General features: G+C 71.4%; 22 protein-coding genes and 1 tRNA gene. 9 read left to right on the forward strand and 14 right to left on the reverse strand.

Annotated elements, in window-relative coordinates; genetic code table 11:
* Nucleotides 1-208: 208 nt before the first annotated feature.
* Nucleotides 209-2938 (forward strand): phosphoenolpyruvate carboxylase, encoded by a 2730-nt coding sequence (gene ppc, locus ABZ434_RS01675; protein WP_359131286.1) that lies wholly within the window; start codon nucleotides 209-211, stop codon nucleotides 2936-2938.
* Between the two features lie 54 nt (nucleotides 2939-2992).
* On the opposite strand, the gene ABZ434_RS01680 is transcribed toward ppc, so the two are convergent.
* From ABZ434_RS01680 to ABZ434_RS01705, 6 genes are all read right to left on the reverse strand, one after another.
* Nucleotides 2993-3463: a hypothetical protein gene (locus tag ABZ434_RS01680; RefSeq protein WP_359131288.1), complete on the reverse strand. Its 471-nt coding sequence runs from the start codon at nucleotides 3461-3463 to the stop codon at nucleotides 2993-2995.
* Between the two features lie 96 nt (nucleotides 3464-3559).
* A complete protein-coding gene (gene pth / locus ABZ434_RS01685) occupies nucleotides 3560-4153 on the reverse strand; it encodes an aminoacyl-tRNA hydrolase (RefSeq protein ID WP_359131290.1) in 594 nt (197 codons plus the stop codon).
* Nucleotides 4154-4266: 113 nt separating this feature from the next.
* On the reverse strand, nucleotides 4267-4845 hold the full coding sequence (locus tag ABZ434_RS01690) for a 50S ribosomal protein L25/general stress protein Ctc (protein ID WP_359131292.1): 579 nt from the start codon (nucleotides 4843-4845) through the stop codon (nucleotides 4267-4269).
* Nucleotides 4846-5031: 186 nt separating this feature from the next.
* The gene (locus tag ABZ434_RS01695; protein WP_148019072.1) at nucleotides 5032-6006 is read right to left on the reverse strand and encodes a ribose-phosphate diphosphokinase; all 975 of its coding nucleotides are present in this window, start codon (nucleotides 6004-6006) and stop codon (nucleotides 5032-5034) included.
* Nucleotides 6007-6126: 120 nt separating this feature from the next.
* Nucleotides 6127-7575, reverse strand: a complete 1449-nt coding sequence (gene glmU, locus ABZ434_RS01700) for a bifunctional UDP-N-acetylglucosamine diphosphorylase/glucosamine-1-phosphate N-acetyltransferase GlmU (protein WP_359131293.1) — start codon at nucleotides 7573-7575, stop codon at nucleotides 6127-6129.
* 119 nt (nucleotides 7576-7694) lie between these two features.
* Nucleotides 7695-7766 (reverse strand) — tRNA-Gln (locus ABZ434_RS01705).
* Nucleotides 7767-7966: 200 nt separating this feature from the next.
* On the opposite strand from ABZ434_RS01705, the gene ABZ434_RS01710 reads away from it, so the two are divergent.
* Nucleotides 7967-9268: a histidine kinase gene (locus ABZ434_RS01710; protein WP_359131295.1), complete on the forward strand. Its 1302-nt coding sequence runs from the start codon at nucleotides 7967-7969 to the stop codon at nucleotides 9266-9268.
* A 67-nt stretch (nucleotides 9269-9335) separates the two neighbouring features.
* On the opposite strand, the gene ABZ434_RS01715 is transcribed toward ABZ434_RS01710, so the two are convergent.
* Entirely contained in the window at nucleotides 9336-9869 is a 534-nt protein-coding gene (locus tag ABZ434_RS01715) for an SUKH-3 domain-containing protein (protein ID WP_359131297.1), read from the reverse strand.
* A gap of 8 nt (nucleotides 9870-9877) precedes the next feature.
* On the reverse strand, nucleotides 9878-10411 hold the full coding sequence (locus ABZ434_RS01720) for a YwqJ-related putative deaminase (RefSeq protein WP_359131298.1): 534 nt from the start codon (nucleotides 10409-10411) through the stop codon (nucleotides 9878-9880).
* A 304-nt stretch (nucleotides 10412-10715) separates the two neighbouring features.
* Here ABZ434_RS01720 and ABZ434_RS01725 point away from each other — a divergent pair, with 304 nt between their 5' ends.
* The 3 genes from ABZ434_RS01725 (at nucleotide 10716) to ABZ434_RS01735 (ending at nucleotide 15251) form a co-directional block, all read left to right on the forward strand.
* A complete protein-coding gene (locus ABZ434_RS01725) occupies nucleotides 10716-11693 on the forward strand; it encodes an SMI1/KNR4 family protein (RefSeq protein WP_326736634.1) in 978 nt (325 codons plus the stop codon).
* Nucleotides 11694-11698: 5 nt separating this feature from the next.
* Entirely contained in the window at nucleotides 11699-14164 is a 2466-nt protein-coding gene (locus tag ABZ434_RS01730; protein ID WP_359131299.1) for an SUKH-4 family immunity protein, read from the forward strand.
* A 193-nt stretch (nucleotides 14165-14357) separates the two neighbouring features.
* Nucleotides 14358-15251 (forward strand): cellulose-binding protein, encoded by an 894-nt coding sequence (locus tag ABZ434_RS01735; RefSeq protein WP_359131300.1) that lies wholly within the window; start codon nucleotides 14358-14360, stop codon nucleotides 15249-15251.
* Between the two features lie 35 nt (nucleotides 15252-15286).
* Here ABZ434_RS01735 and ABZ434_RS01740 read toward each other — a convergent pair whose 3' ends face one another.
* Nucleotides 15287-15742 carry a MarR family transcriptional regulator gene (locus ABZ434_RS01740; protein WP_359131301.1) on the reverse strand — a complete coding sequence of 152 codons (456 nt, stop codon included), beginning with the start codon at nucleotides 15740-15742 and terminating at the stop codon, nucleotides 15287-15289.
* A gap of 172 nt (nucleotides 15743-15914) precedes the next feature.
* Here ABZ434_RS01740 and ABZ434_RS01745 point away from each other — a divergent pair, with 172 nt between their 5' ends.
* Nucleotides 15915-17372, forward strand: coding sequence for an MFS transporter (locus tag ABZ434_RS01745; protein WP_359131302.1), 1458 nt, complete (start codon nucleotides 15915-15917; stop codon nucleotides 17370-17372).
* 117 nt (nucleotides 17373-17489) lie between these two features.
* On the opposite strand, the gene ABZ434_RS01750 is transcribed toward ABZ434_RS01745, so the two are convergent.
* Nucleotides 17490-18938 (reverse strand): NCS2 family permease, encoded by a 1449-nt coding sequence (locus ABZ434_RS01750; RefSeq protein ID WP_359131303.1) that lies wholly within the window; start codon nucleotides 18936-18938, stop codon nucleotides 17490-17492.
* 339 nt (nucleotides 18939-19277) lie between these two features.
* Between ABZ434_RS01750 and ABZ434_RS01755 the strand changes: the two genes are divergently transcribed.
* The gene (locus tag ABZ434_RS01755) at nucleotides 19278-19898 is read left to right on the forward strand and encodes an XRE family transcriptional regulator (RefSeq protein WP_359131421.1); all 621 of its coding nucleotides are present in this window, start codon (nucleotides 19278-19280) and stop codon (nucleotides 19896-19898) included.
* 38 nt (nucleotides 19899-19936) lie between these two features.
* On the opposite strand, the gene ABZ434_RS01760 is transcribed toward ABZ434_RS01755, so the two are convergent.
* Complete coding sequence (locus tag ABZ434_RS01760; RefSeq protein WP_359131305.1) at nucleotides 19937-20878, reverse strand: LysR family transcriptional regulator; 942 nt, start codon at nucleotides 20876-20878, stop codon at nucleotides 19937-19939.
* Nucleotides 20879-20948: 70 nt separating this feature from the next.
* Between ABZ434_RS01760 and ABZ434_RS01765 the strand changes: the two genes are divergently transcribed.
* Both ABZ434_RS01765 and ABZ434_RS01770 read left to right on the forward strand, forming a co-directional pair.
* Entirely contained in the window at nucleotides 20949-21890 is a 942-nt protein-coding gene (locus ABZ434_RS01765; protein ID WP_359131306.1) for an NAD-dependent epimerase/dehydratase family protein, read from the forward strand.
* 14 nt (nucleotides 21891-21904) lie between these two features.
* A complete protein-coding gene (locus ABZ434_RS01770) occupies nucleotides 21905-22786 on the forward strand; it encodes an aldo/keto reductase (protein ID WP_359131308.1) in 882 nt (293 codons plus the stop codon).
* Between the two features lie 9 nt (nucleotides 22787-22795).
* On the opposite strand, the gene ABZ434_RS01775 is transcribed toward ABZ434_RS01770, so the two are convergent.
* From ABZ434_RS01775 to ABZ434_RS01785, 3 genes are read right to left on the reverse strand one after another with little or no spacing between them, the layout of a single operon-like run.
* Nucleotides 22796-23707: a haloalkane dehalogenase gene (locus ABZ434_RS01775; RefSeq protein ID WP_359131422.1), complete on the reverse strand. Its 912-nt coding sequence runs from the start codon at nucleotides 23705-23707 to the stop codon at nucleotides 22796-22798.
* Nucleotides 23708-23726: 19 nt separating this feature from the next.
* Nucleotides 23727-24131: a TIGR03618 family F420-dependent PPOX class oxidoreductase gene (locus ABZ434_RS01780; RefSeq protein WP_359131310.1), complete on the reverse strand. Its 405-nt coding sequence runs from the start codon at nucleotides 24129-24131 to the stop codon at nucleotides 23727-23729.
* Nucleotides 24128-24820: an NAD(P)H-binding protein gene (locus tag ABZ434_RS01785; RefSeq protein WP_359131311.1), complete on the reverse strand. Its 693-nt coding sequence runs from the start codon at nucleotides 24818-24820 to the stop codon at nucleotides 24128-24130. The genes ABZ434_RS01780 and ABZ434_RS01785 overlap by 4 nt, the downstream gene beginning before the upstream one ends.
* Nucleotides 24821-24825 lie beyond the last annotated feature (5 nt).

Here is a 24825-nt window from a genome sequence, read left to right on the forward strand (position 1 = left end):
GGGGTAGGAGACATCGGGCGCACCCTGCGCGTACCCGCCACGAACAGCGGGCACTCCTCGGGGCGCGAACAGCACCGACAGCACGGACACCTATCCTGGAGAGGTCGGACAGCGCGGTCCGCACCCTGCCACCCGGGGGGTCGCGTCGGCACCGCGCCGACTGCGGGCCCCGGATCCCGTGCTCAACCACTGCAAGGAGCCGCACACTGTGAGCAGTGCCGACCAGACCCCTGCCGCCAGCCCCGAGCTGCGCGCCGACATCCGCCGCCTCGGCGACCTGCTGGGCGAGACCCTCGTACGCCAGGAGGGGCAGGAGCTCCTCGACCTCGTCGAGCGTGTCCGCGCCCTCACCCGCACCGACGGCGAGGCCGCGGCCGAACTCCTCGGCGACACGGACCTGGAGACCGCCGCACAGCTCGTGCGGGCCTTCTCCACCTACTTCCACCTCGCCAACGTCACCGAGCAGGTCCACCGCGCCCACGAGATGCGCGACCGGCGCGCCGCCGAGGGCGGACTCCTGGCCCGGACCGCCGACCGGCTCAAGGACGCGGACCCCGAGCACCTGCGCGAGACCGTCAAGAACCTCAACGTCCGGCCCGTCTTCACCGCGCACCCCACCGAGGCCGCCCGGCGCTCCGTCCTGAACAAGCTCCGCCGCATCGCCGCACTCCTCGAAACCCCCGTCATCGAGGCCGACCGGCGCCGCCAGGACATCCGGCTCGCCGAGAACATCGACCTCATCTGGCAGACCGACGAGCTGCGCGTGGTCCGCCCGGAACCCGCCGACGAGGCCCGCAACGCCATCTACTACCTCGACGAGCTCCACGCCAACGCCGTGGGCGACGTCCTGGAGGACCTGGCCGCCGAACTGGAGCGCGTCGGCGTCGAGCTGCCCGCCGGCACCCGCCCCCTGACCTTCGGCACCTGGATCGGCGGCGACCGCGACGGCAACCCCAACGTGACGCCCGCCGTCACCTGGGACGTGCTGATCCTCCAGCACGAGCACGGCATCACCGACGCCCTCGAACTCGTCGACCAGCTGCGCGGCCTGCTCTCCAACTCCATCCGCTACACCGGAGCCACCGACGAGCTCCTCACCTCCCTCCAGGCCGACCTGGAGGCGCTCCCCGAGATCAGCCCCCGCTACAAGCGGCTGAACGCCGAGGAGCCCTACCGGCTCAAGGCCACCTGCATCCGGCAGAAGCTCGTCAACACCCGCGAGCGCCTCGCCTCCGGCACCCCGCACCGCCCCGGCTGCGACTACCTCGGCACCGCCGAGCTCATCGCCGACCTGGCGCTCATCCAGACCTCGCTGCGCAAGCACAAGGCCGGCATCGTCGCCGACGGCCGGATGGACCGCACCATCCGCACGCTCAACGCCTTCGGCCTCCAGCTCGCCACCATGGACGTCCGCGAACACGCCGACGCCCACCACCACGCGCTCGGCCAGCTCTTCGACCGCCTCGGCGAGGAGTCCTGGCGCTACGCCGACATGCCGCGCGACTACCGGCAGAAGCTCCTCGCCAAGGAGCTCCGCTCCCGCCGGCCGCTCGCCCCGACCCCGGCCCCGCTCGACGCCGCGGGCGAGAAGACTCTCGGCGTCTTCCACACCATCAGCCAGGCCTTCGAACGCTTCGGCCCCGAGGTCATCGAGTCCTACATCATCTCGATGTGCCAGGGCGCCGACGACGTCTTCGCCGCAGCCGTCCTCGCCCGCGAGGCAGGCCTCCTCGACCTGCACGGCGGCTGGGCCAAGATCGGCATCGTCCCGCTCCTGGAGACCACGGACGAGCTCAAGGCCGCCGACGTCATCCTCGACGAGATGCTCGCCGACCCCTCGTACCGCCGCCTCGTCTCGCTCCGCGGCGACGTCCAGGAGGTCATGCTCGGCTACTCCGACTCCTCCAAGTTCGGCGGCATCACCACCTCCCAGTGGGAGATCCACCGCGCCCAGCGCCGCCTGCGCGACGTCGCCCACCGCTACGGCGTACGGCTGCGCCTCTTCCACGGCCGCGGCGGCACCGTCGGCCGCGGCGGCGGTCCCTCGCACGACGCGATCCTCGCGCAGCCCTGGGGCACGCTGGAGGGCGAGATCAAGGTGACCGAGCAGGGCGAGGTCATCTCGGACAAGTACCTCATCCCCGCGCTCGCCCGGGAGAACCTGGAGCTGACCGTCGCGGCCACCCTCCAGGCCTCGGCGCTGCACACGGCGCCCCGCCAGTCCGACGAGGCCCTGGCCCGCTGGGACGCGGCCATGGACACCGTCTCCGACGCCGCCCACGCCGCCTACCGCAAGCTCGTCGAGGACCCGGACCTGCCCGCGTACTTCCTCGCCTCCACCCCCGTCGACCAGCTCGCCGACCTGCACCTGGGCTCCCGGCCCTCCCGCCGCCCCGGCTCGGGCGTCTCGCTCGACGGACTTCGGGCCATCCCGTGGGTCTTCGGCTGGACCCAGTCACGCCAGATCGTGCCCGGCTGGTTCGGCGTCGGCTCCGGACTCAAGGCCCTGCGCGAGGCAGGTCTCGACACGGTGCTGGAAGAGATGCACGAGCAGTGGCACTTCTTCCGCAATTTCCTCTCCAACGTCGAGATGACCCTCGCCAAGACCGACCTGCGCATCGCCCGTCACTACGTCGACACGCTCGTCCCCGACGAGCTGAAGCACGTCTTCGACGCCATCGAGGCCGAGCACGCGCTCACCGTGCAGGAGGTCCTCAGGGTCACCGGCGGCACCGAACTGCTCGGCACCAGCCCGGTGCTCCAGCAGACCTTCGCCATCCGCGACGCCTACCTGGATCCGATCTCCTACCTCCAGGTGTCCCTGCTGGCCCGCCAGCGCCGGGCGGCCGAACGCGGCGAGGAAGCCGATCCGCTGCTCGCCCGCGCCCTGCTGCTCACCGTCAACGGTGTCGCGGCCGGACTGCGCAACACCGGCTGATCACCATCGGCTGAGCCACCACGGCTGCTTACGCGGTCGCGGGCGGGGTCCCGTTCACAGGGCGATGAACGTCGCCACGAGCAGGGCCCCGCCCGCGATCCCGGCACCCCACCCGACCCGGGGCAGCCGCAGCCCGCCGCCGATCACCAGCCCGGCCAGGACCAGCGCCCCGCCCAGCGGCATCCACGCATGCAGAAAACCCGGGGTCCCGGTGCGTACGACCTCGAAGGTGTCCGGCTTCACGACGACGGGGAAGCGGTCACCCTTCTTCGCCGCGACGGACTTCTCCACCGAGACCCGGGAACGCGCCGACCCGTCGTCGGACGGCGTGTAGGGACCCGTGCAGACCTCGCTGCCGCATCCCGTGATCGTCATCGTCCCGTGCTCACGGCCCTTCGCCAGCACGATGTGATGCGCCGACTCCCACGAGGACAGCACACCTGCGACGAGCAACAACAGGACGACACAGCCGAGCGCTGCGCTGCGGCCGTACTGAACGGCACGTTGGGAGGAGCTGCGCTTCATGGGGGCCGATCCTTGGCCAGGCCCCTGCGGTCGGTCAAGCCGTGGCTGAAAACGGCCCGGTTACCGGTGGGTATGTCGGGATTGGTGCGCGCCGGCTCAGGAGTTGTACGCGCTCTGCGCGCGCTCCAGCCCCTCCGCCAGCAGGCACTCCACCGAGTCCGCCGCCCGGTCCACCAGGAACGCGAGCTCCTTGCGTTCCGTGGACGAGAAATCCTTGAGCACGAAGTCCGCGACCTGCATCCGGCCCGGCGGACGGCCGATACCGAACCGGACCCGGTGATAGCCGGGACCCATCGACTTCGTCATCGACTTCAGCCCGTTGTGCCCGTTGTCCCCGCCGCCCAGCTTCAGCCGCAGCATCCCGTAGTCGATGTCCAGCTCGTCGTGCACCGCCACGACATGATCCAGCGGCACCTTGTAGAAGTCGCGCAGTGCCGTGACAGGGCCACCCGAGAGATTCATGTACGACATCGGCTTCGCCACGACAACGCGGCGGCTCGACGGCCCGGGCGGACCGATCCGCCCCTCCAGCACCTGCGCCTGGGCCTTGGGGGCCCGCTTGAACTTCCCGCCGATCCGCTCCGCGAGCAGGTCGGCGACCATGAAACCGACGTTGTGCCGGTTCGCCGCGTACTCGGGGCCGGGATTGCCCAGGCCCACGATCAGCCAGGGGTCGGTGGCGTCGGACATCGCGCTGGGTCTCCTCGCGTACGAGCGGTCGGCAGGCAGGGCACAGGGAAACGGGGCGGCGGATCCCCCGGAAGGAGACCGCCACCCCGTCAGTCAAGCAGGTGGGGCATGGATCAGGCCTCGGCGGGAGCCTCCTCCGCGGGGGCCTCCTCGACCTGAGCGGTGACGACCTGGAGCACGACGGCGTCCTCGTCGCCGGCCAGCACGGAGCCCTTGGGCAGCGGGACGTCCTTGGCGAGGATCGAGTCGCCGGCGTCCAGGCCCGCGATGGAGACCGTGACGGACTCGGGGATGTGCGTGGCCTCGGCCTCGACGAGCAGGGTGTTCTGCACGTACTCGAGCAGGTTGCCGCCCGGGGCCAGCTCGCCCTCGACGTGCACCGCGATCTCGACCTCGACCTTTTCGCCGCGCTTCACGGTCAGCAGGTCGACGTGCTCGATGTTGCCCTTGAGGGCGTTGCGCTGCACGGCCTTCGGGATGACCAGGGCGTCCTTGCCGTCGATCTCGAGACCGATGAGGACGTTGGCGGTACGGAGCGCGAGCTGCAGCTCGTGGGCCGGCAGCGTGATGTGGACCGCTTCGGCGCCGTGACCGTAGACGACTGCGGGGACCAGGTTGGCGCGACGGGTACGGCGGGCGGCGCCCTTGCCGAACTCGGAACGGACCTCGGCGGCGAGCTTGATCTCGGCCATGACTGCACTCCTCGTAAGGTGACAAAACTGCGGATGGTCACCCGGCCCACGACAGGCCTGCTACGAAGAGCGCGTCGATAACGGACCGCCGTACCTATGAGTACGGCCTCCCTCGCCGAGCAACTCGCTGAGTCTACCCGGCGGGGAGGCCGCACCCAAAGTGGATCTTCTACGACGCCTGCGCGCCTACTGCTCCTCGAAGAGGCTCGTGACCGAACCGTCCTCGAAGACCTCACGCACCGCGCGCGCGATCGTCGGCGCGATGGACAGCACCGTGATCTTGTCCAGCTCCAGCTCGCCCGGGGTCGGCAGGCTGTCCGTGAAGACGAACTCGCTGACCTTCGAGTTCTTCAGCCGGTCGGCGGCCGGACCCGAGAGCACACCGTGCGTCGCCGTCACTATGACGTCCTCGGCACCGTGCGCGAACAGGGCGTCGGCAGCGGCGCAGATCGTGCCACCGGTGTCGATCATGTCGTCGACCAGGACACAGACCCGGCCCTTCACGTTGCCCACGACCTCGTGGACGCTGACCTGGTTCGGCACGTCCTTGTCGCGACGCTTGTGCACGATCGCCAGCGGGGCGTCCAGGCGGTCGCACCAGCGGTCGGCGACCCGGACACGGCCGGCGTCCGGCGAGACGATCGTCAGCTTCGAGCGGTCGACCTTCGCACCGACGTAGTCGGCGAGGATCGGCAGCGCGAACAGGTGGTCGACCGGGCCGTCGAAGAACCCCTGGATCTGGTCGGTGTGCAGATCGACGGTGAGGATGCGGTCCGCACCCGCCGTCTTCATCAGGTCCGCGATCAGACGGGCCGAGATCGGCTCACGCCCACGGTGCTTCTTGTCCTGGCGGGCGTAGCCGTAGAACGGCACGATCACCGTGATGGAACGGGCCGACGCGCGCTTCAGCGCGTCCAGCATGATCAGCTGCTCCATGATCCACTTGTTGATCGGAGCCGTGTGGCTCTGGATCAGGAAGCAGTCGGCGCCGCGGGCGGACTCCTGGAAGCGGACGTAGATCTCACCGTTGGCGAAATCGAAGGCCTTCGTCGGCACGAGGCCCACACCCAGCTGGTGCGCAACCTCCTCGGCCAGCTCGGGGTGGGCGCGGCCGGAGAAGAACATCAGTTTCTTCTCGCCGGTCGTCTTGATCCCGGTCACAGCACAGTCTCCTCAGACGTGTTCCTGGCGCTGCACGCAGATGTCCCGATGTGCAACGAGCCAGCCGAAATGGGGTGAGCATCTATCACGGTACGCCGTGCGCGACGCACCTGTTTCCGGTCAGCTTTCGCTGTCGGTGTCCTCCGTCGCGGCCTGGGCCGCCTGTGCGGCCGCGCTGCCCGGACGCTTGCGGGCCACCCAACCCTCGATATTCCTTTGCTGGCCGCGGGCCACGGCCAGCGAACCTGCGGGCACGTCCTTCGTGATGACCGAGCCGGCCGCGGTGTAGACGCCGTCCCCGACCGTGACAGGCGCCACAAACATATTGTCCGAACCGGTCCGGCAGTGCGAGCCGATCGTCGTGTGGTGCTTGTTCACGCCGTCGTAGTTCACGAAGACGCTCGCCGCACCGATGTTGGTGTGGTCACCGATGGTCGCGTCACCCACGTACGACAGGTGCGGGACCTTCGTCCCCTCGCCGATCGTGGCGTTCTTCATCTCCACGTACGTACCGGCCTTGGCCTTCGCGCCCAGCTTCGTGCCGGGCCGCAGGTAGGCGAACGGGCCGACCGTCGCACCGGCGCCGACCTCGGCCCCGTCCGAGACCGTGTTGTCCACCCGCGCACCCGCCCCGACGACGGTGTCCTTCAGCCGCGAGTTCGGACCGACCTCGGCGTCCTCCGCGAGGTGCGTCGTCCCCAGCAGCTGGGTTCCCGGGTGCACGAGAGCGTCCCGCTCGTACGTCACCGTGGCGTCGATCAGCGTCGACGCCGGGTCGACCACGGTCACCCCGGCCGTCATCGCACGCTCCAGCAGCCGCTGGTTCAGCAGTCGGCGTGCCTCCGCGAGCTGCACCCGGTTGTTGATCCCGAGGATCTCCCGGTGGTCGCCCGCGACCGAGGCGCCGACCCGGTGCCCGGCCTCACGCAGGATGGACAGCACGTCGGTGAGGTACTCCTCGCCCTGGCTGTTGTCCGTGCGGACCTTGCCGAGCGCGTCCGTGAGCAGCTGCCCGTCGAACGCGAACACCCCGGAGTTGATCTCCCGGATCGCGCGCTGCGCGTCCGTGGCGTCCTTGTGCTCGACGATCTCGGTGACCGCGCCGGTCGCCGCGTCGCGCACGATCCGGCCGTAGCCGGTGGAGTCGGGGACCTCGGCGCTGAGCACGGTGACGGCGTTGGCGTCGGCGGTGTGGGTGGCGGCGAGCGCGGCGAGCGTCTCACCGGACAGCAGCGGGGTGTCGCCGCAGACGACGATCACGGTGCCGTCGACGGTCCCGCCCAGCTCGTCGAGCCCGACGCGCACCGCGTTCCCGGTGCCCTTCTGCTCGGCCTGGTAGGCGGTGCGCACCTGGGCGTCCGCGGCGGTGAGGTGGGCGGTGACCTGCTCGCTCGCGTGGCCGACGACCACGACGAGGTGCTGCGGGTCCAGCTCGCGGGAGGCGGCGACGACATGACCGACGAGCGAACGCCCGGAGATCTCGTGCAGGACCTTGGGGGTCTTCGACTTCATGCGGGTGCCCTCACCCGCTGCGAGGACGACGACGGCTGCCGGGCGTACGGAGCTCACGGATAGGCCCTTCGGCTTCGGGTGATGGACATCCGCAGGATACCGGGGGGCCCTCCGGCCGGTACGGGGGCGGGCGTGACTGCGGGCCCCGACCGGTTGGGTCGGGGCCCGCGATGCCGCTCCCCCACCAGGACTCGAACCCGGACAAATAGCACCAAAAGCTACTGTGCTGCCAATTACACCATGGGGGAATAACTCCGAACTGACCGGACATTGCGTCAGGACATCGGATCGGCACGCAACACTATGCCGTACGGCCGGCCCTCGACGCGACGGTATAGGTCCGCGCTTTTTGTTCACGCAAAGTGCTGCTCACTCGATTCCGTTCGGCGGCGGACGTGCTGCGCAGGTCACCCGAAAATGAGGTGCGGCCGCCCGTACGCTGGATGCCATGACCGCAACGGGGGCAGACCGGGAAGCGGCGGGACCGACCACCCGCGGCTACTGGTGGTGGGAACGGCGACGGAGTGTCGCACTGGATGTGGGACTGGCGCTGGCTTCGGCGCTGGAGTGTGCGTTGGAAGGAGTGGTGTTCGCGGGGGACACCGGGTTGCCGGTGCCGCTGGGGGTGTTGTTCGGGCTGTTCGCCGGTGCCGTGCTCCTGGTGCGCCGGAAGTGGCCGATCGCCGTGGTGCTCGTCTCGATCGCGACGATGCCGGCCGAGATGGGCTTCCTGATGGGCCTGGTCGGCCTGTACACGCTGGCCGCGTCCGATGTGCCCCGCCGGATCACCGCGGTGCTGATGAGCATGCAGCTGGTGGGGACGTTCATCGTCACCTATGTACGGCTGCGGCAGGGCGTCGACGCCGACGCGGACTTCGGCCCCGGTGACTGGTACGTGCCGATGCTCTCCCTTTTCATGGCGGTGGGCCTGACCGCACCACCGGTGCTGTTCGGCCTCTACATAGGAGCGCGGCGCCGGCTGATGGAGAGCCTGCGGGAGCGGGCGGATTCGCTGGAGCGGGAGCTGTCGCTGCTCGCGGACCGGGCGGAGGAGCGGGCGGAGTGGGCGCGCACGGAGGAACGGAACCGGATCGCCCGCGAGATGCATGACGTGGTGGCGCACCGGGTGAGCCTGATGGTGGTCCACGCGGCGGCCCTGCAGGCGGTGGCGCCGAAGGACCCGGCGAAGGCGGTGCGGAACGCGGCGCTGGTCGGGGACATGGGCCGGCAGGCGTTGACCGAGCTGCGCCAGATGCTCGGTGTGCTGCGTACGGGCGAGCCGATGGTGACGCGGGTGACGCAGGTGCCGCTGGCCTCGGTCGGCCGGTCGGAGCCTGCGGCGGTGGAGGACGGGCCCCGGCTGGACGAGGTCGAGACCTTGGTGGGGGAGTCGCGTGCGGCGGGGATGACGGTGGACCTCTCGGTCGAGGGGGAGGTGCGTGCGTACGCGCCCGAGGTCGAGCAGACGGCGTACCGGGTGGTGCAGGAGGCCCTGACGAACGTGCACAAGCACGCGGCGGGCGCGAAGACCTGGGTGCGGCTCGCGCACCGGGGTGCCGAGGTCGCGATGCAGGTGGAGAACGGCCCCTCGGACGCGGCCACGGCCGACGCGGGGCTGCCGAGCGGGGGCAACGGTCTGGTCGGCATGCGCGAGCGGGTGCTGGGGCTGGGGGGCGTCTTCGTGTCCGGACCGACGGATGCGGGCGGTTTCCGGGTCTCGGCGGTACTGCCGGACGGGAGCGCGGCGTAGCGGCGGCCCTGTCCGCAGGGGCTGCCCGGTGACCTCCGGCCGACGGACGGGGCGACCCGGCCGCGTGTCAGCCCGAGACCAGGCGTTCGGGCTGGATGCCGGTGACGAGTGTGGCGAGGGCGCCCTCGATGTCGGGTCCCAGGTACCAGTCGCCGGTGTGGTCGATGCTGTAGACCCGCCCCTGCGAGTCGATCGCGAGGACGGCCTGCGCGTCCCCTTCCTCGCCCAGGGGTGCGACCTCGGTCTCCAGGGCGCGTCCGAGGTCACCCAGGGTCCGTGCCAGGTGGAGTCCGCTCAACGGGTCGATCCGTACGGACGGGGGCGCGATCTGGCGCCCCGGTGCGGTCGCGGTGATGTGCAGTCCGCCGAACTCGGCCCAGGCCTCCACCGCCGCCGGGAAGACGGCGTGCTGGTGTCCGGCGGGTGAGGCGTGCGAGCGCAGGGCGTCGGCCCACTCCTCGGCCTGGCGGATGTCCCAGCGGCCGGGCTGCCAGCCGGCGGCGCGCAGGGCCGCGTCGACGGCGACGGGGAAGCGGGTGGTGCTGTGGCGGTCGTGGTTCGCCGGGCCTGTTTGCGCGGGGAGGTCGGGTCGGTCCTGCATGGGCGCGGTCAGCCCTTCTCGGCGGCCGTCGCCGCTCCGGTCGTGGTGAGGTCGACGGGACGCACGCCGAAGTGGGCGAGCATGACGGAGCAGGAGCGGCAGGGTGCCGCGTAACTGCCGTGGAGGGGGTCGCCGTCCTCGCGGATGCGGCGGGCGGTGAGGCGGGCGTGCTTGAGCGCGCGCCGGGCCTCGCCGTTCGTGAGCGGCTTGCGCTGGGCCCGCTTGGAGCGGCCGGTCTCGGCGGCGGTGAGGTGCCGGGAGAGCAGTATGGCTTCGGGGCAGCGGCCGGTGAAGCGCTCGCGCTGTCCGCTGGGGAGGGTGTCGAGGAAGTCCTGGACGAGGTGGTGGAGCACGGGGGGCTGGTCGCCCTTGCCCGCGGTGCAGGTGAGCGTTTCGCCGCGTACGGACAGTGCCGCGGCCACCGCCGGCAGGATGCCGTCGCGGCGGTGGGTCAGACGGGGGGCGTGGCCGGTCTCGTTGCTGCTCCAGCTGAGTCGGGGGTCTCCGGTCGTGACGGTCTGTGCAGAGTGTGCGGTGTGCATGGTGCTGTGTCCCTCCCGTGCCCGCAGCGGCTGCTGCCGAATGTGCACGCCCCCGTGTATGCGGGTGACAGCCTGCCAAATGTGTCGGGTCCTGTGAAAGCGGGGGCTGCGAAACGTGTCTGCGTGTCGCGTTTCAGTGGCCTGATCGTCGCTCGTCCGTCACGCTGTTGTGACGGTTGGTGACGGAATTGGTCGTGGGGCGGAGGGGCGGGGCCTGTCACGGGCTCACCGCATAGGCTGTGCCTGGACCGCCCCCATGGGCAGGTCGGTCCTCATCAGCCAGACGCAGCAGGGGGCAACCGCCATGACGACAGGTCGGCTCGGGCAGCAAGCCGCGCCACCGAACGCGGCCTACGCCGGGCAGCTCGTGCACTTCCCGGACCCGGTCCGGGCGTCCCGCCACCCCAGAGGTGTGCGCATGGACGGGAACGGCTGTCCGGACTTCGCGCCCTATGCGCGCGCCGCCGCCGAGATCGCCGAGCCTCCGCAGGGGTTCGGCGTGGACGAGCTGCGGCTCACGGACTACGTGTCGGCGAACGCGGCGCTGGCGGCGAGCGGCCATGAGCTGTGGGACACGATTCCCGCGGTGGCCACTCCGCACGGCTGGACCTGGCATCACGTGCCGGGTGGCCGGCGGATGGAGCTGGTCCCGGTCGAGGTGAAGGCGTTGCTCCGGCATCACGGTGGTCTGGCGACGACCGCGGTGGACCAGAACAAGCGGGGCACGCGCCCGCTGCAGGAGACCCGGCCCGCGCACTTCAGGTTGCCGAAGGGCGCTGTGGCGGTGAGCGAGCAGCAGATCCAGGGCGTCGAGGAGGACCTCGGGTACCGGCTGCCGGGTGCGTACCGCTCGTTCCTGAAGGCGGCGGGGGGTTCGGCTCCGGTCGGCGCGGCGCTCGACGCGGAGCTCGGTCTCCTGGTCGACCAGCCGTTCTTCACGGTGCGTGAGGAAGCCGGCGTGAACGACCTGGTGTACGTGAACAAGTGCCTGCGGGACCATCTGACCAAGGACTACCTGGGGGTCGGTTTCGTCCAGGGCGGCATTCTCGCGGTCAAGGTCCGCGGGGACGGCATCGGTTCGGTCTGGTTCTGCGCGTACGACGATGCGCGGGACCAGGACGGCTGGAGCGTCCAGGAGCGGGTGGACCGGCTGCTGCTGCCGTGCGGCGCCGACTTCGACGCGTTTCTCCAGCGTCTCGCGGGCAATCCGCCGGAGCTGGAGACCGTGGCGAACCTGATGGTGGACGGCGGCTTCGCGCGTGCTGTCCCGGTGGAGGGGTGAGCGCGATGGTGACCTTTGCGCAGGCGCAGGAGCGTGCGGACGAGTGGGTCAACGGCGACGTTCCGGCGTATCAGCACCGGGAGGTGCGGGTGCGTGAGTTCGAGCTGGGCTTCGTGGTGTGGGCCGAGGACCGTGCGGAGGGCCCGGTGTCGGACGGCGGGCGGCAGCGGCTGGTGATCGCCCGGGACAGCGGCGAGGCGACGCTGTGGCCGGGCCTGCCGGTGGGTGAGGTGATCCGGCGGTACGAGGAGGAGTACGGATCCGTGGACGGCGCGCCCCCGGCGCCCGAGCCTCCGCAGCGCATCGATCTGAATCAGACGTCGTTCCTGCTGAGTCCGCCGGAGTGGCTCCAGGAAGCGGCGGACAAGCTGGGTATCCCGGACCGGCGCGCAGAAGCGGCGGGGCAGACACCCCCGCCCGCCCCCGCAGCTCCTTCTCCTTCTTCTCCGCCGGCGCAGGGTGGGCCGCTTCCGTACGAGCCGCCGGCTTCTCCGGGGGTTCCGGCGTCCGCGCCGCAGCCGCCCGTCGGGGCAACTCCGTGGGCGGGTACGGATACCAACGCGGGGTCCGACGAGGGTGAGGTGGCGCTGCCGGCCACCGTGTTCGCGCCGCCGCTCTCGGGTGCGGACGACGAGGGCGCGCCGCCCCGGGTGGTGTCGGCCGACGCCCCGACCGCGTTGATGTCGGGCGGCAGTCAGCTGCCGGCGACGGCGATCGTGCCGGGCCTGCCCCCGCAGGGCCCCGCGGCCGCGGCCGCGCCCGCGTACGGCGGTCCCGGTGCTCCGCCGGCTCCCGTGCCGGGCAGTCCCGCGCCTCTCCCGGGCAGTCCTGCGCCGAGCCGTCCGGCCGGTCCGGGACGCGGTTCCGGCGACATCTCGGACGAGGCGACCAGCAAGGCGGTCGTGCCGCCGCGCGGGGCGCGTGGGGGTGGGTCGACGACTCCGCCGCCGCCCGGTGCCCCCGGTACTCCGGGAGCCCGGCCGGGTGCGCCTCTGCCGCCGCCCTCGGGGCCGGGTACGCCAGGTGCTCCGGCGGGTGGGTACGTGCCGACGCAGCTCGTGTCGCAGCTGGGCCCGTCGGGTGCGCCGCAGCCGCCCGCGCCGCCCGGTTCCACGCCGCCGCCGGGTGGGGGCAATGTCCACCATGCGGCGACGATGTTCGCTGATCCGGGTCCGGCCGGGCCGTCGGCTCCGCGTCCGCCGGGTCCGCCCGGTGCGCCGCAGCCGCCCGCGCCTCCCGGTGCCCCGGGTGCGCCGCAGCCGCCCGCGCCGCCCGGTTCCACGCCGCCGCCCGGTGCGGGCAGTGTCCACCATGCGGCGACGATGCTCGCGGGCCCGGGTCCGGTCGGGCCGTCGGCTCCGCGTCCGCCCGGTCCGCCGGGTCCGCCCGGTGTGCCGATGGGCCAGGGCGGGCCGCTGGGCGGGGCCCCCGGTCCCGTACCGCCGCCGGGTCACACCCCGCCGCCCGCCTACGGCTATCCGCAGGCGCCGACGGGGCAGCCGACCGTCGGCCCCGGCTATCAGGCCGTGCTGCGGTATCGCGGGCCGGACGGCAGCGAGCAGCAGCTGATCCGTCGTTCGGCGCCGGGCACCCCGCACCCCGAGTGGCAGATGCTGCACGAGCTGCGGGCGATGAACGTGCCGCCGCAGCAGGTCATCGAGCTCCATACGGAGCTCGAGTCGTGCGAGCTGCCGGGTGGTTACTGCGCCCGGATGATCCGTGAGACGTGGCCGCAGGTGCGGATCACGAGCGTCGCCCCGTACGGCACGGATCACGCGAGCCGGCAGCAGGGCATGCAGCATCTGCTCACGCATCAGGGGGAGCTGCACCAGGTCGCGGACGGCCCGGCCCGTCCGGCGCCGGTGCGGGCTCCGCTGCCGCAGGTGCCGCCGGCGATGCAGGTGCCGCCGGAGGCGATCGCGGAGGAGATGCTGCAGACGTTCGGCCCTCAGGGGGTGCTGCGCTTCGATCAGCGCGCGGTGTCCCGGCAGGGGGTGCCGGAGATCGTGGCACGGACGTTGGTGTGGGCGGGGCTGCCCGCCGACTTCGGTCCGTTCTTCTGGGCGCAGCCTGGTCAGCCGGTGGTGCCGACGCTGGCGGAGCTGGCGGCTCAGCGCCAGGTCCAGGCGGCTCCTGACGCGGGGTCGTACCTGGTGATGGGTTCTGACTTCGGCCGGGCGATCTGTGTGCAGTACGGGACGGCGAACATCGTGGCCGTGCCGGTGGAGGCGGGTCCGGGCGGGCAGTCGGTGCCGCCGCAGTTCGTGAACACGGGACTGCCCGAGTTCGCGCGTTCCATGGCGCTGCTGGGCCGGATGTGGCGGCTGCGGTTCGGGTTGAACCCCGAGCAGGCGGGCCGCTGGACGGTCGATTTCCAGGCGCAGCTGGTGGCGGTCGATCCGGCGGCGCTGGCGTCGCCGGAGAGCTGGTGGTCGGTGCTGCTGGAGCAGATGTGGGACGGGCTGATCTGACGACCGGGTCTTCGCGGTGGTAGCGGGGTGTGGCGCCCCTTCCCTTCGGGGGAGGGGCGCCACACCTCTTCTGTGGGTTGTGATGCCTGTCGCTTCCGTCCGGAAACCATCGAAACGATTCCGACTTCTTGACCAATTGCCGCATCCTTGACGTATTGCTCGGTGGTCGGAGAGTCGGAAAGAGGCGTCAAGGATGAGTTCTGCACCGGTGTCCGCGCACGGCTTCGTCGGCGTACGCGGCCGTGGTTACCGCCCGGAGCAGGTGGACCGGACGGTGGCCGCGCTGTCGGCGGAGCGGGACGGGGCGCAGGAGCAGGTGGCGCGGCTGACGGCGCTGGCGGAGCGGCTGGTGGCCGAGTCGGCGCGGCTGGACGAGGTCGTCGCCGCGCTGGCGCCGCAGGACTACGCGTCGTTGGGGGAGCGGGCGCAGCAGATCCTGGCGCTGGCCGAGGGTGAGGCGGAGACTCTCCGGGCCGCCGTCGCGGAGGAGTCGCAGGCGCTGCGGGACGAGGCGGACGCGGCGGCGCGGGCCGTGCGCGAGTCGGCGAGGGCCGATGCGGAGGCGATGCGCGCGGCGGCGACGGGTCATGCGGAGCAGGTGCTGGCCGCCGCCGAGGGTGCGGCCGGTGAGGAGTTGGCCGCGGCCCGGCTTGAGGCGGGTCAGGTACGTGAGGAGGCGGCTGCCGCGATGGCGGCGACCGTGAGCCGTACGGCAAGTGTGCTGGCGCACCAGGAGCAGGAGCACGGTGAGCGCTGGAAGGCCGTCGAGCAGGAGCTGGCGGATGCCGAGGCGGCGCAGTCGGCGGAGCATGTGCGGCTGATGGAGCGGGCCGAGGCAGGTCTGGCCGGGGCGCGGCGCGCGTTGGCCGAGGCCGAGGAGGCCGCGCGGCACGGCCAGGAGGACGCGGAGGCGCAGGGGGCCGAGCTGGTCGCGGGGGCCCGGGTCCGTGAGGAGCGGGTGGTGCGGGAGACGGAGCGGATCCTGCGCGAGCACGAGGAGGGGCGCGAGGACGTGCAGGCGCACATGGCGCATGTGCGCAACTCGCTGGCGGCGCTGACCGGGCGGGTGGCTCCGGCGGAGGACTGAGGCCGGGGTCGCGCGCCCGCTCGCGCACGGCGGGTTCAGGGGCGTGGCCAGGGGCGCTTGGAGAGCTGTTCGATGCTGCTGTTGAAGCGTTTGAGGTAGCCGGCGAAGGCGGCGATGTCGTCGTCCGGCCAGTCGTGCATGACGTAGCCCAGGGACTGGACGACCCGTTCGCGTTCCGCGTCCAGGAGCTTTGCGCCCTCCTCGGTGATGCGGAACTTGCGGGCCATGCCGCCGTCGGGGTCGGCGATGCGTTCGGCGAGACCGGCGCGGGTCACCGCGGCGGTCTGGCGGTTGAGGGTGGAGGTGTCGAGGCCGAAGGCGTCGCTCAGCTCGCCGTTGGACATGGGCCCCTGGACGCGGAGCCGGCTGAGCAGGATGTAGGCGCTCCGTTCCAGGAGGGCGTACTTGTGGCGCCCGCCCCGGTGGTCGGCGAGGCTGTGGCGCCCGAGCAGCATCTGCTCGTACTCCACCTCTTCTGTGGGGCTGGGCATGTGTGCGGCCTCCTGCTTCTGCGCCGGGGTCGGTCCTGCGTCGGACTGCGAGCGGTGGCTCATGCTCTCACGCCGTGTGCACTGGACACATGACGTGCATGACACATTAGGCATGTACGATGCACGTCGCTATCCCGGTAGACGGGATCACGACCTCAAGGAGTTCCTCCTCATGGATGCCCCCCAGCCGACAGCCAGATCAGGCGGTGTGGTCGCCACGCTGGCCTTCGCAGGCACCGTGGCGGCGGTCATGCAGACCCTGGTCACGCCGCTCATCGCCGAGCTGCCGAAGCTCCTCGACACGTCGTCGTCCAACGCCGCCTGGGTGATCACCGTCACCCTGCTGGTCTCCGCGGTGTGTGTGCCCGTCTCCGGACGGCTGGGCGACCTGCTGGGCAAGCGCCGCATGCTGCTCGTGTGCTCCGTGCCGCTGTTCGCCGGCTCCGTGGTGTGCGCACTCTCGTCCACGGTCGTCCCCATGATCGTCGGACGTGGTCTGCAGGGCATGGGCATGGGCATGGTGCCGCTCGGCATCGCCCTGCTGCGTGACGTGGTGCCGCGGGAGAAGCTGAGCTCCTCCATCGCGCTCGTCAGCGCCTCCCTCGGCATCGGTGGCGCCCTCGGCCTGCCGATCGCCTCGGCGGTCGCCCAGTACGCGAACTGGCGGGTGCTGTTCTGGGGTTCCGCGGTGCTGGCCCTCACCATCTCCGCACTGATCTGGTTCCTGATCCCGGAGGTGCCGGCCGCTGCCAAGGGGCAGCGTTTCGACGTGCCCGGCGCCATCGGTCTGGCCATCGGTCTGGTCTGCCTGCTGCTCGCCGTCTCCAAGGGCGCCGAGTGGGGCTGGGCGTCCGCGACGACGATCGGGCTCTTCGTCGCCTCCGTCGTGGTGCTCATCGGCTGGGGCTTCTGGGAACTGCGCACCAAGGACCCGCTGGTCGACCTGCGCACCACGGCCCGCCCCCGCGTGCTGATCACCAACCTCGCGTCGCTCTTCGTCGGTTTCGGCATGTACGCCGGCATGCTGATCGCGCCGCAGCTGCTCCAGTTCCCCGAGGCCACCGGGTACGGCCTGGGTCAGTCGATGCTGCAGGCCGGTCTGTGGATGGCCCCCGGCGGCATCATGATGATGATCGTCTCCCCGTTCGGCGGAAAGCTCACCGACGCCCGCGGTCCGAAGTTCACGCTGATCTCCGGTGTGCTGGTCATCGCCGCGGCCTACGGCCTGGGCATCGTCCTGATGGGATCCGCCTGGGGACTGATGCTGTTCCTCATGGTCAGCAGCAGCGGTGTGGGCCTCGCCTACGGGGCGATGCCCGCCCTGATCATGAGCGCGGTCCCTGCCTCCGAGACGGCAGCCGCCAACGGGTTCAACACCCTGATGCGCGCGCTGGGCACGTCGATCGGCGCCGCCGTCATCGGTGCGGTCCTCGCGCAGATGACCACGGAGACCGCCGGATACAGCTTCACCTCCGAGGCCGGATTCCGTACCGGCCTGATGTTCGGCTGCGGTGTCGCCCTCGTCGCCGTGCTGATCTCGATGTTCATCCCGGCCGTACGCGGTTCGGCCGACGCCGGAGAGAAGGCCGGAGCGGCCGCCTCGCCGGAGGTGGCCGCGGCCAAGAGCTGAGCCGCCCCTCCCGTACGCCGACTGCCCGGCTCCGCCCCCCGCGAAAGGGGTGCTGGAGCCGGGCAGTCCGGCGTCACGGCGGTGCGGGTGCCGCTCGACGGCCTCCTTCTCGACGCACTACTTGAGGTCGAGGATCTGCTCCACCGGGTCGATCGCGAAGTAGACGAGGAAGAGTGCCGCGGTGCCCCAGAGCAGCCAGTGGACCTCACGGGCCTTGCCCAGGCACGCCTTGATGATGACGTAGGTGACGAAGCCGGCACCGATGCCGTTGGTGATGGAGTAGGTGAACGGCATGACGGTGATGGTGAGGAACGCCGGGATCGCGAGGTCGTAGCGGTCCCAGTCGATGTGCTTGACCTGGGTCATCATCAGGAACCCGACCGCGACGAGCGCGGGCGACGCCGCCTGCATGGGCACGATGGTCAGGACGGGGGAGAAGAAGAGGGCCAGGGCGAACATGCCGCCCGTGACGAGGTTGGCGAAGCCGGTACGGGCGCCCTCGCCGACACCCGCGGCGGACTCGACGTAGGTCGTGGCGGACGACGAGGAGGCGGCGCCACCGGCGACCGCGGCCGCGCCGTCGATGAGCAGGACCCGGCCCAGGCCCGGCACCTGCCCCCGCTCGTCGAGCAGTCCGGCCTCGGCGGTGACGCCGACGACGGTGCCCATCGTGTCGAAGAAGTCCGACAGGATGAGGGTGAAGATGAGCAGGATGACGGTCAGGACGCTGATCTCGCCGAACGAGCCGAGCAGGTCGAACTGGCCGAGCAGCCCGAAGTCGGGCGCGGCGACGGGCTTGTCGGGCATGGAGGGGACGGTCAGCCCCCAGGACTTCACGTCGGCGAGCGAGTTGATGACGACGGAGAGCACGGTCATCACGACGATGCTGATGAGGATGGCGCCCTTGACCTTGCGGGCGAGGAGCACGATCGTCATGATCACGCCGAGGCAGAAGACGAGCATCGGCCAGCCCGTGAGGGTGCCGCTGCCGAGCTGGACGGGAACGGTGGTGTTCGCGGCGTCCGGGATGCGCGTGACGAACCCGGCGTCGACGAAGCCGATGAACGCGATGAACAGGCCGATGCCCACACTGATGGCTTGTTTGAGGGCCTGTGGGATCGCGTGCATGATCGCTTCGCGCAGGCCTGTCGCCACGAACACACAGATCAACAGGCCCTCGAGCACGATGAGGCCCATCGCGTCGTCCCAGGCCATGAGGGGGGCGACCTGGTAGGCGACGACCGCGTTGATGCCCAGGCCCGCGGCCAGTGCGAGGGGAAGATTTCCGCCCACGCCCATGATGAGGGTCATGACCGCGGCCACCAGGGCCGTGGCGGTCACCAGCTGGACGGTGTCCAGCTGCTCGCCGAACTTGTCCTTCGCGCCGCCGAGGATGATCGGGTTGAGCACGAGGATGTACGCCATGGTGAAGAAGGTGGCGAAGCCACCACGGACTTCCCGGCCGTAGGTCGATCCGCGTTCGGTGATGCGGAAGAACCGGTCGAGGGTGCCACCACCGGATCTGGTCGGCGGTATGTCGGCCGGGCTGGTCTTGCTGGGGTGCATGGGAACGTCTCCTGGGCCTGCAACGGACAAGGGGGATCTGGGGGAGCCGCTGCTGCCCGGCACACGTGACAGGTAGTTGTGCGAACACACATGCGGCGCCTTGCGTGCGGATCATACGTGTCATGGCCTCACCCTCAAGGGCCTTGCCACATACCGCTGTTGATGACTCGAAACCGTCTGTCTGTTCCTACGGAATCAGCGGTGATCTATAGAGCCAAACCGTGATGCAGGCGACAGTGGCGATGGATTTTCTGGTGACGATGCCCATACGTTCTGTGCGTGCACCCTCCACCCCCCTTCAATGCGCGCGCCGCCCGAGCCCTGCGTGAAAAGCTCGGGATGGCCCACGGTCACGTCGCGTACGCAATGAGATCCTCCTTCGGGACGGCTCACGTCTCGGCCGATCACATCGCGGCCTGGGAGCGCGGCACCGCGTTGCCCGATCCGCATGAACTCGCCGCACTGGCAGGCGCGTTGTGGTGTCACCCCAGCGAGATCATGGGGCACCCGCGTACGCTGCGCGAGCACCGTGTGGCCTGCGGGATACCGGCCGAGGACGTTGCTCGCGTGACGGGCCTGTCCCTGGACGCCTACCTCCGTATGGAGGAGACGGGCCGGTGGACCGGCGACCAGCGGCAGTCCGCGAAACTCGGCAGCCTGCTCGGCCTCCCGCCGCGTGACCACATCGCCATCACCGGGCTCGAGGACGAACTCGCCCGCCTGCTCACCGAAGCGGTCAGCACCCGTTGGCAGGCGCATGTTCGCGCCATCGCCAAACTCGTCTCCGTGGACCGCAAACAGCTCCACGAGCCGCTGGACTCCATGTACCACGAGTACCAGGCCCTCATGGCGGCCACCCTCAGCCGGGCCAGCGGCAGCACCGCCTCCGGTGAGGACGGGCGCCGCTATGTGGAGGAGATCGTCGACCACTTCTGGGCCAGGCTGCCCGAGCAGCCGTAACCGCTCCCCGGCGGTCCGCCCGGGAGGTCGTCGGCGGTTCAGGCTCCGGGAGCCGGGGCGGTGTCCTCGCGACCGGCCGGTGCCCCCGCCTGCTTCCGCAGGGCCCGCACCAGAGCCGTGACCTCCGCACGGACGCGGAGGTGACCGGTCGTCGCCACACCGATGTGACGGGCCGGAGCCGGCGGTCCGACCGCGACCGTGCACAGGCCCGGCACCTCCGGCGTCAGCGCGATCGACGGGATCAGCGAGACTCCCATGCCCGCGGCGACGAGCGAGCGGGCGAAGAAGTAGTCGCTCGTCGTGCCGCGCACCTCGGGCTCGAAGCCCGCCCGCTCCGCGTAACGGCGCAGGTACGCCTCGGTCTTGAGACAGCCGAGCACCCACGGTTCGGCCGCCAGCTCGGCCAGGTCCACCGCCTCGCGGCCGGCCAGACGATGCGTCTGGGGCAGGACGACGTGCAACGGGTCGTCCATGAGCGCGGTCCACTCCGGGGCGGGCCCGCTGCCGCCCTGCCGGCCCGGCAGCGGGCCGTCGAAGTGATAGGCGAGCGCGAGGTCCACCGCCCCCTGACGGACCAGGGGCAGGCTGTCCTCGGGTTCGTACTCCCGGACATGCAGGACGGTGCCGGGGTGGGCGGCCGCGAGCTCGGTGAGGGCCCCGGGGAGCAGCAGCCTGCCGCCGCTGGTGAACGTCGCGACGGTGAGCTGGACCCGGCCCGTCCCGAGCTCGGTGACCTGCTGTCGTGCGTGCTCGATCTCCGCGGCCACCGACTCGGCCGCGCCGACCATGATCCGGCCGGCCGCGGTGAGGGTGACCCCGCGCGTGCTGCGCAGGACGACCTGGGAGCCGAGGCCGCGCTCCAGGGCGGCCACGTGCTGCGAGACGGCCGAGGCGGTGAGGTGCAGGGCGGCGGCCGCGCGGTTGAAACTGCCGTGCTCCGCCACCGCCCGCAGGACGCGGAGCCGCTGCACATCGATCAACAGTTTTCCTTACGGCGCATCCAGCAAGCCAATACTTCTGCTGGTGACGGTACGTCTCCAGGATGGGGGCATGCAAAGGATCTGCGTCATCGGCGGTAGCCGGTACTTCGGAAAGCTCCTGGTCCAGCGGCTGCAGGCGGCCGGCCATCAGGTCACGGTGATCAACCGCGGCTCCACCCCGCCGCCCCCGGGTGCCGAGCACCTCGTCGCCGACCGCGACGACGAGGACGCGCTCCTCGCCGTCCTCGGAACGCGCACGTTCGACGTGGTCGTCGACCAGGTCTGCTACACACCGGTGCAGGCCGAGACCGCCGTCCGCGTCTTCTCCGGACGCACCCGGCGGTACGTCATGACGTCCACCATCGAGGTCTACGACCCGGCGACCGCCGCCCTGCCGGCCGTCGCGCAGGACACCCCGGTGCCGGAGGAGCACGTCGACCCGGCCGTCTGGCGGGTGCGGACGGACCTGCCCTGGCACGACGAGGCCTATCGCGACACCCACTACGCCGAGGGCAAGCGGCAGGCCGAGGCCGTCCTCACCCGCGCCGGCGCCTTCGCCTTCGCCTCCGTGCGCAGCGCCCATGTACTCGGCGGCGGCGCCCGGGAGTTCACCGGCCGGCTGGCGTACTACACCGAACGCCTCGCCCGAGGGGCGGAGATCTCCGTGCACGCCCGTGAGCTGCCCACGGTGTTCATCCACTACGAGGAGTTGGCGGACCTGCTGCTGTGGGCGGCGACGGCCACCGGGTTCACCGGCCCGCTGAACGCCTGCTCCGACGGCCTGACCGACGTCCGTGACCTCGCCGCCGCCCTCGCCGCGGAATCGGGCCGGCAGCCCGTGTACCGGACCGTGGCCGAGGGCGAACCGGCCGGCCCCTTCTCCTTCGACCGGCACTACGCCATGAGCAACTCCCGGGCGAAGGAGCTCGGTTACGCCTTCTCCCGCGCCGCCGACTGGCTGCCCCGCGCCGCCGCCGAATCCGTCGCCGCGTCCACCGCCCCTGCGGCCTGAGGAGCGCATCCGCCATGAGACGACGCACCATCGGGGCCCGCACGGTCGGCGCCATCGGCCTGGGCGCCATGCCGCTCTCCATCGAGGGCCGCCCGGACGGGCAGCGGGCCGTCGCCACCGTCCACGCCGCCGTCGAGGCGGGCGTCACGCTCATCGACACCGCCGACAGCTACCACTGGCATGCGGGGGAGCGTGGCCACAACGAACTCCTCGTCGCCCACGCGCTGCGGCTCTACCCCGGCGACACCTCCCACGTCCTGGTCGCCACCAAGGGCGGGCGCGGGCGGCCCGGGGACGGCAGTTGGACGGTCACCGGCACCCCCGAACACCTCAAGCGCGCCGCCGAGGCCTCCGCGGGGCGCCTGGGCGTCGAGGCGATCGGCCTCTACCAGCTGCACAAGCCGGATCCCGCCGTGCCGTGGGCCGACTCCGTCGGCGCGCTGCGCGAGCTGCTCGACGCCGGCACGATCCGGTCCGCCGGGATCTCCAACGTGACCACCGCCCAGATCGGTGAGGCGCACGCGATCCTGGGTGACGGGCTGGTCTCCGTACAGAACCAGTACTCGCCCGCCGTGCGGTCCGGCGAGCCGGAGCTCCGTCTGAGTGAGCGACTGGGCCTCGCCTTCCTGCCGTGGAGCCCCCTGGGAGGCATCTCCCGGAGCGCACTCGACGGCCGGCCGGGACCGGCCTCTGCGGGAACGGCCTTCCACCAGGTCGCGGCCGAGCGCGGGGTGAGTCCGCAACGGATCGCCCTGGCCTGGTTGTTGGCCCGCTCCCCGGCGGTCGTCCCGGTACCGGGGGCCAGCCGGCCCGGGTCGATCCAGGACTCGGTCCGGGCCGCGGAGACCGAGCTGAGCGAGGCGGAGCTGGCGCGGCTCGACGTCGTACCCGAGTAGGGCGGCGCGTCAGCCGGACGCCCGCGGGCCCACCAGCCCGTGGCGCCGGGCCCACGCGTCGACGGCCGCGGCGAGCTCCTCGGGCCGGTCCTCCGGGGAGTGATGGCCGGCCGGTCCGTGGCGGGAGACCTCGAGACCCGCGATGTTCTCCTCGCACCAGGCCACCGCCCCCCGGTCGGTCATGGCGCCCGGCCCGGGCTCGAACGCGGCCAGCAGCTTCGGGACGTCCGGGCTCGCGGCGAGCCAGGCGTCGTAGCGTTCGACGCGCGCCACGACGTCCGCGGGCTCGCCGTCCAGCGGCATCATGCGCGTCCACGCCAGGATCGGACGACGGCTGTCCGGGGTCGGGAAGGGGCGGCGGTAGACGTCGAGGTCGGCGGGGGCGAGCGGGGTGGTCAAGGTGTCCGGGAGTCTCTCGATGAACAGCGACTGGTCCAGGATCATGCTCTCGCCCACCCCCGGCGTACGCAGGAGTGTGAACAACTCCCGTCCGGCCGCCGGGAATTCCTCGCCGACCAGCGGTTTGACGATCGTCTCGGTGAAGGCGATGCCCCGGACGGTGCCCGGGAGGCGGGCGGCCCGGTCGAAGGCCAGCGCACCGCCCCAGTCGTGGCCGATCAGTACGGCCTCGGCCAGGCCGAGCGCGTCGAACCAGGCGTCGAGGTGGCGGGCGTGGTCCTCGAAGGTGTAGTCGAGCTCCGGCTTTCCGGATTCGCCCATGCCGATGAGGTCGGGGGCCAGCAGCCGGCGGCCGGGCGCGGCCACACCCGGCAGTACGTCGCGCCACAGGTGGGAGGACGTGGGGTTGCCGTGGAGGAAGACGAACGGCAGGCCGTCGGGGTCGCCGGACTCGCGGTAGTGGAGGGTGGAGCCCAGGACGGGAACGGTGGGCATCGCGGTGTCACATCGCTTTCGGGTCAGGGGTTGTGTTCGGTGCGGGTCACAGGCCGAGGTGCATGACGCGGTCGACGGTGACCTCGACGACGACCAGGTCCGGCGGGGCCGGCGGGGCCGTGCGGTAGCGGGCGGTGTAGCGGCCGACCGCCTCGGCCAGGCGCACGGGGTCGTCGTCGACCGCCGCCCGGCCTTCGAGGGTGATCCAGCGGAAGCCGTCCGCCTGGCAGAGCGCGACACGGGCCGCCGGACCGCCCGCCGACACGTTCCGCGCCTTGCGGGCGCCCGCTCTGGTGGTCACCCGGGCCAGGCCGGTGGCCGCGTCGAAGGTGAAGCGGACGGGGGTGACGTGCGGGGTGCCGTCCGGGCGCAGTGTGGTGAAGGCGGCCGTCCGGGGGAGGGCGAGGAACTTCCGCGCGTCCGCGCTGAGTTCGAGGGCCGCCGGGCTCACTTCTTCTTCACGCCCTCGTTCCAGATCAGCTTGGCGATGTTCGGCTTCACGGCGGTGGTGACGACGCCCATGGCCGTACGGACATAGCGCCGCTCCTCCAGCTCGCGCAGCATGCTCGCGGCAAGGTCGGCACGGGCGGTGAAGACTCCGTCGGCGCTGACCGGCGCGGTGCGGTAGTCCGTGACGACGGGGTGCTCGAAGAGGCCCGAGGGCCGCACGAGGGTCCAGTCGAGGCCGGTTTTGCGGATCACCTCCTCCATGCGGCGCATGTCCTCGTGCAGGGTGCGGCCGAGACGGCGGTTCACCAGCGGGTCGAGCACGTGGTTGAAGAAGTGCGCACCGGTGGGACGCCAGGCAGGGTCGGCGATGCTGGAGCTGATGGCGAGGATCCGCTTGACGCCGTGGCGGGCCATGGCGTCGGTGATGACGGAGGCGCTCGCCGAGTACGTCGTGATGGTCTCCTTGCTGAAGCGGGTGCCCAGCGCCGACAGGACGGCGTCCGTGCCGCCGATCGCGTCGTCGACGGCGGCCGGATCGGTGGCGTCGGCGACGGCCGCGGTGAGGCCGGGGCGTGCCGGCAGGGAGCCGGGGCGGCGGGTCACGGCGACGACCTCGTGGCCGGCGGCGAGAGCCTGTTCGGTGAGGTGGCGGCCGGTCGGTCCGTTGGCGCCGAAGACGGTGATGCGCATGTCGG

It is taken from the genome of Streptomyces sp. NPDC005761, from assembly GCF_040630635.1.
Lineage (GTDB): Bacteria > Actinomycetota > Actinomycetes > Streptomycetales > Streptomycetaceae > Streptomyces.

Coding starts and splice junctions, on each gene's coding strand:
- ABZ434_RS01680 (WP_359131288.1), bottom strand. CDS start 3,463: ATGAAGCGCAGCTCCTCCCAACGTGCCGTTCAGTACGGCCGCAGCGCA.
- pth (WP_359131290.1), bottom strand. CDS start 4,153: ATGTCCGACGCCACCGACCCCTGGCTGATCGTGGGCCTGGGCAATCCC.
- ABZ434_RS01690 (WP_359131292.1), bottom strand. CDS start 4,845: ATGGCCGAGATCAAGCTCGCCGCCGAGGTCCGTTCCGAGTTCGGCAAG.
- ABZ434_RS01710 (WP_359131295.1), top strand. CDS start 7,967: ATGACCGCAACGGGGGCAGACCGGGAAGCGGCGGGACCGACCACCCGC.
- ABZ434_RS01715 (WP_359131297.1), bottom strand. CDS start 9,869: ATGCAGGACCGACCCGACCTCCCCGCGCAAACAGGCCCGGCGAACCAC.
- ABZ434_RS01720 (WP_359131298.1), bottom strand. CDS start 10,411: ATGCACACCGCACACTCTGCACAGACCGTCACGACCGGAGACCCCCGA.
- ABZ434_RS01725 (WP_326736634.1), top strand. CDS start 10,716: ATGACGACAGGTCGGCTCGGGCAGCAAGCCGCGCCACCGAACGCGGCC.
- ABZ434_RS01730 (WP_359131299.1), top strand. CDS start 11,699: ATGGTGACCTTTGCGCAGGCGCAGGAGCGTGCGGACGAGTGGGTCAAC.
- ABZ434_RS01735 (WP_359131300.1), top strand. CDS start 14,358: ATGAGTTCTGCACCGGTGTCCGCGCACGGCTTCGTCGGCGTACGCGGC.
- ABZ434_RS01740 (WP_359131301.1), bottom strand. CDS start 15,742: ATGCCCAGCCCCACAGAAGAGGTGGAGTACGAGCAGATGCTGCTCGGG.
- ABZ434_RS01745 (WP_359131302.1), top strand. CDS start 15,915: ATGGATGCCCCCCAGCCGACAGCCAGATCAGGCGGTGTGGTCGCCACG.
- ABZ434_RS01750 (WP_359131303.1), bottom strand. CDS start 18,938: ATGCACCCCAGCAAGACCAGCCCGGCCGACATACCGCCGACCAGATCC.
- ABZ434_RS01755 (WP_359131421.1), top strand. CDS start 19,278: ATGGCCCACGGTCACGTCGCGTACGCAATGAGATCCTCCTTCGGGACG.
- ABZ434_RS01765 (WP_359131306.1), top strand. CDS start 20,949: ATGCAAAGGATCTGCGTCATCGGCGGTAGCCGGTACTTCGGAAAGCTC.
- ABZ434_RS01770 (WP_359131308.1), top strand. CDS start 21,905: ATGAGACGACGCACCATCGGGGCCCGCACGGTCGGCGCCATCGGCCTG.
- ABZ434_RS01785 (WP_359131311.1), bottom strand. CDS start 24,820: ATGCGCATCACCGTCTTCGGCGCCAACGGACCGACCGGCCGCCACCTC.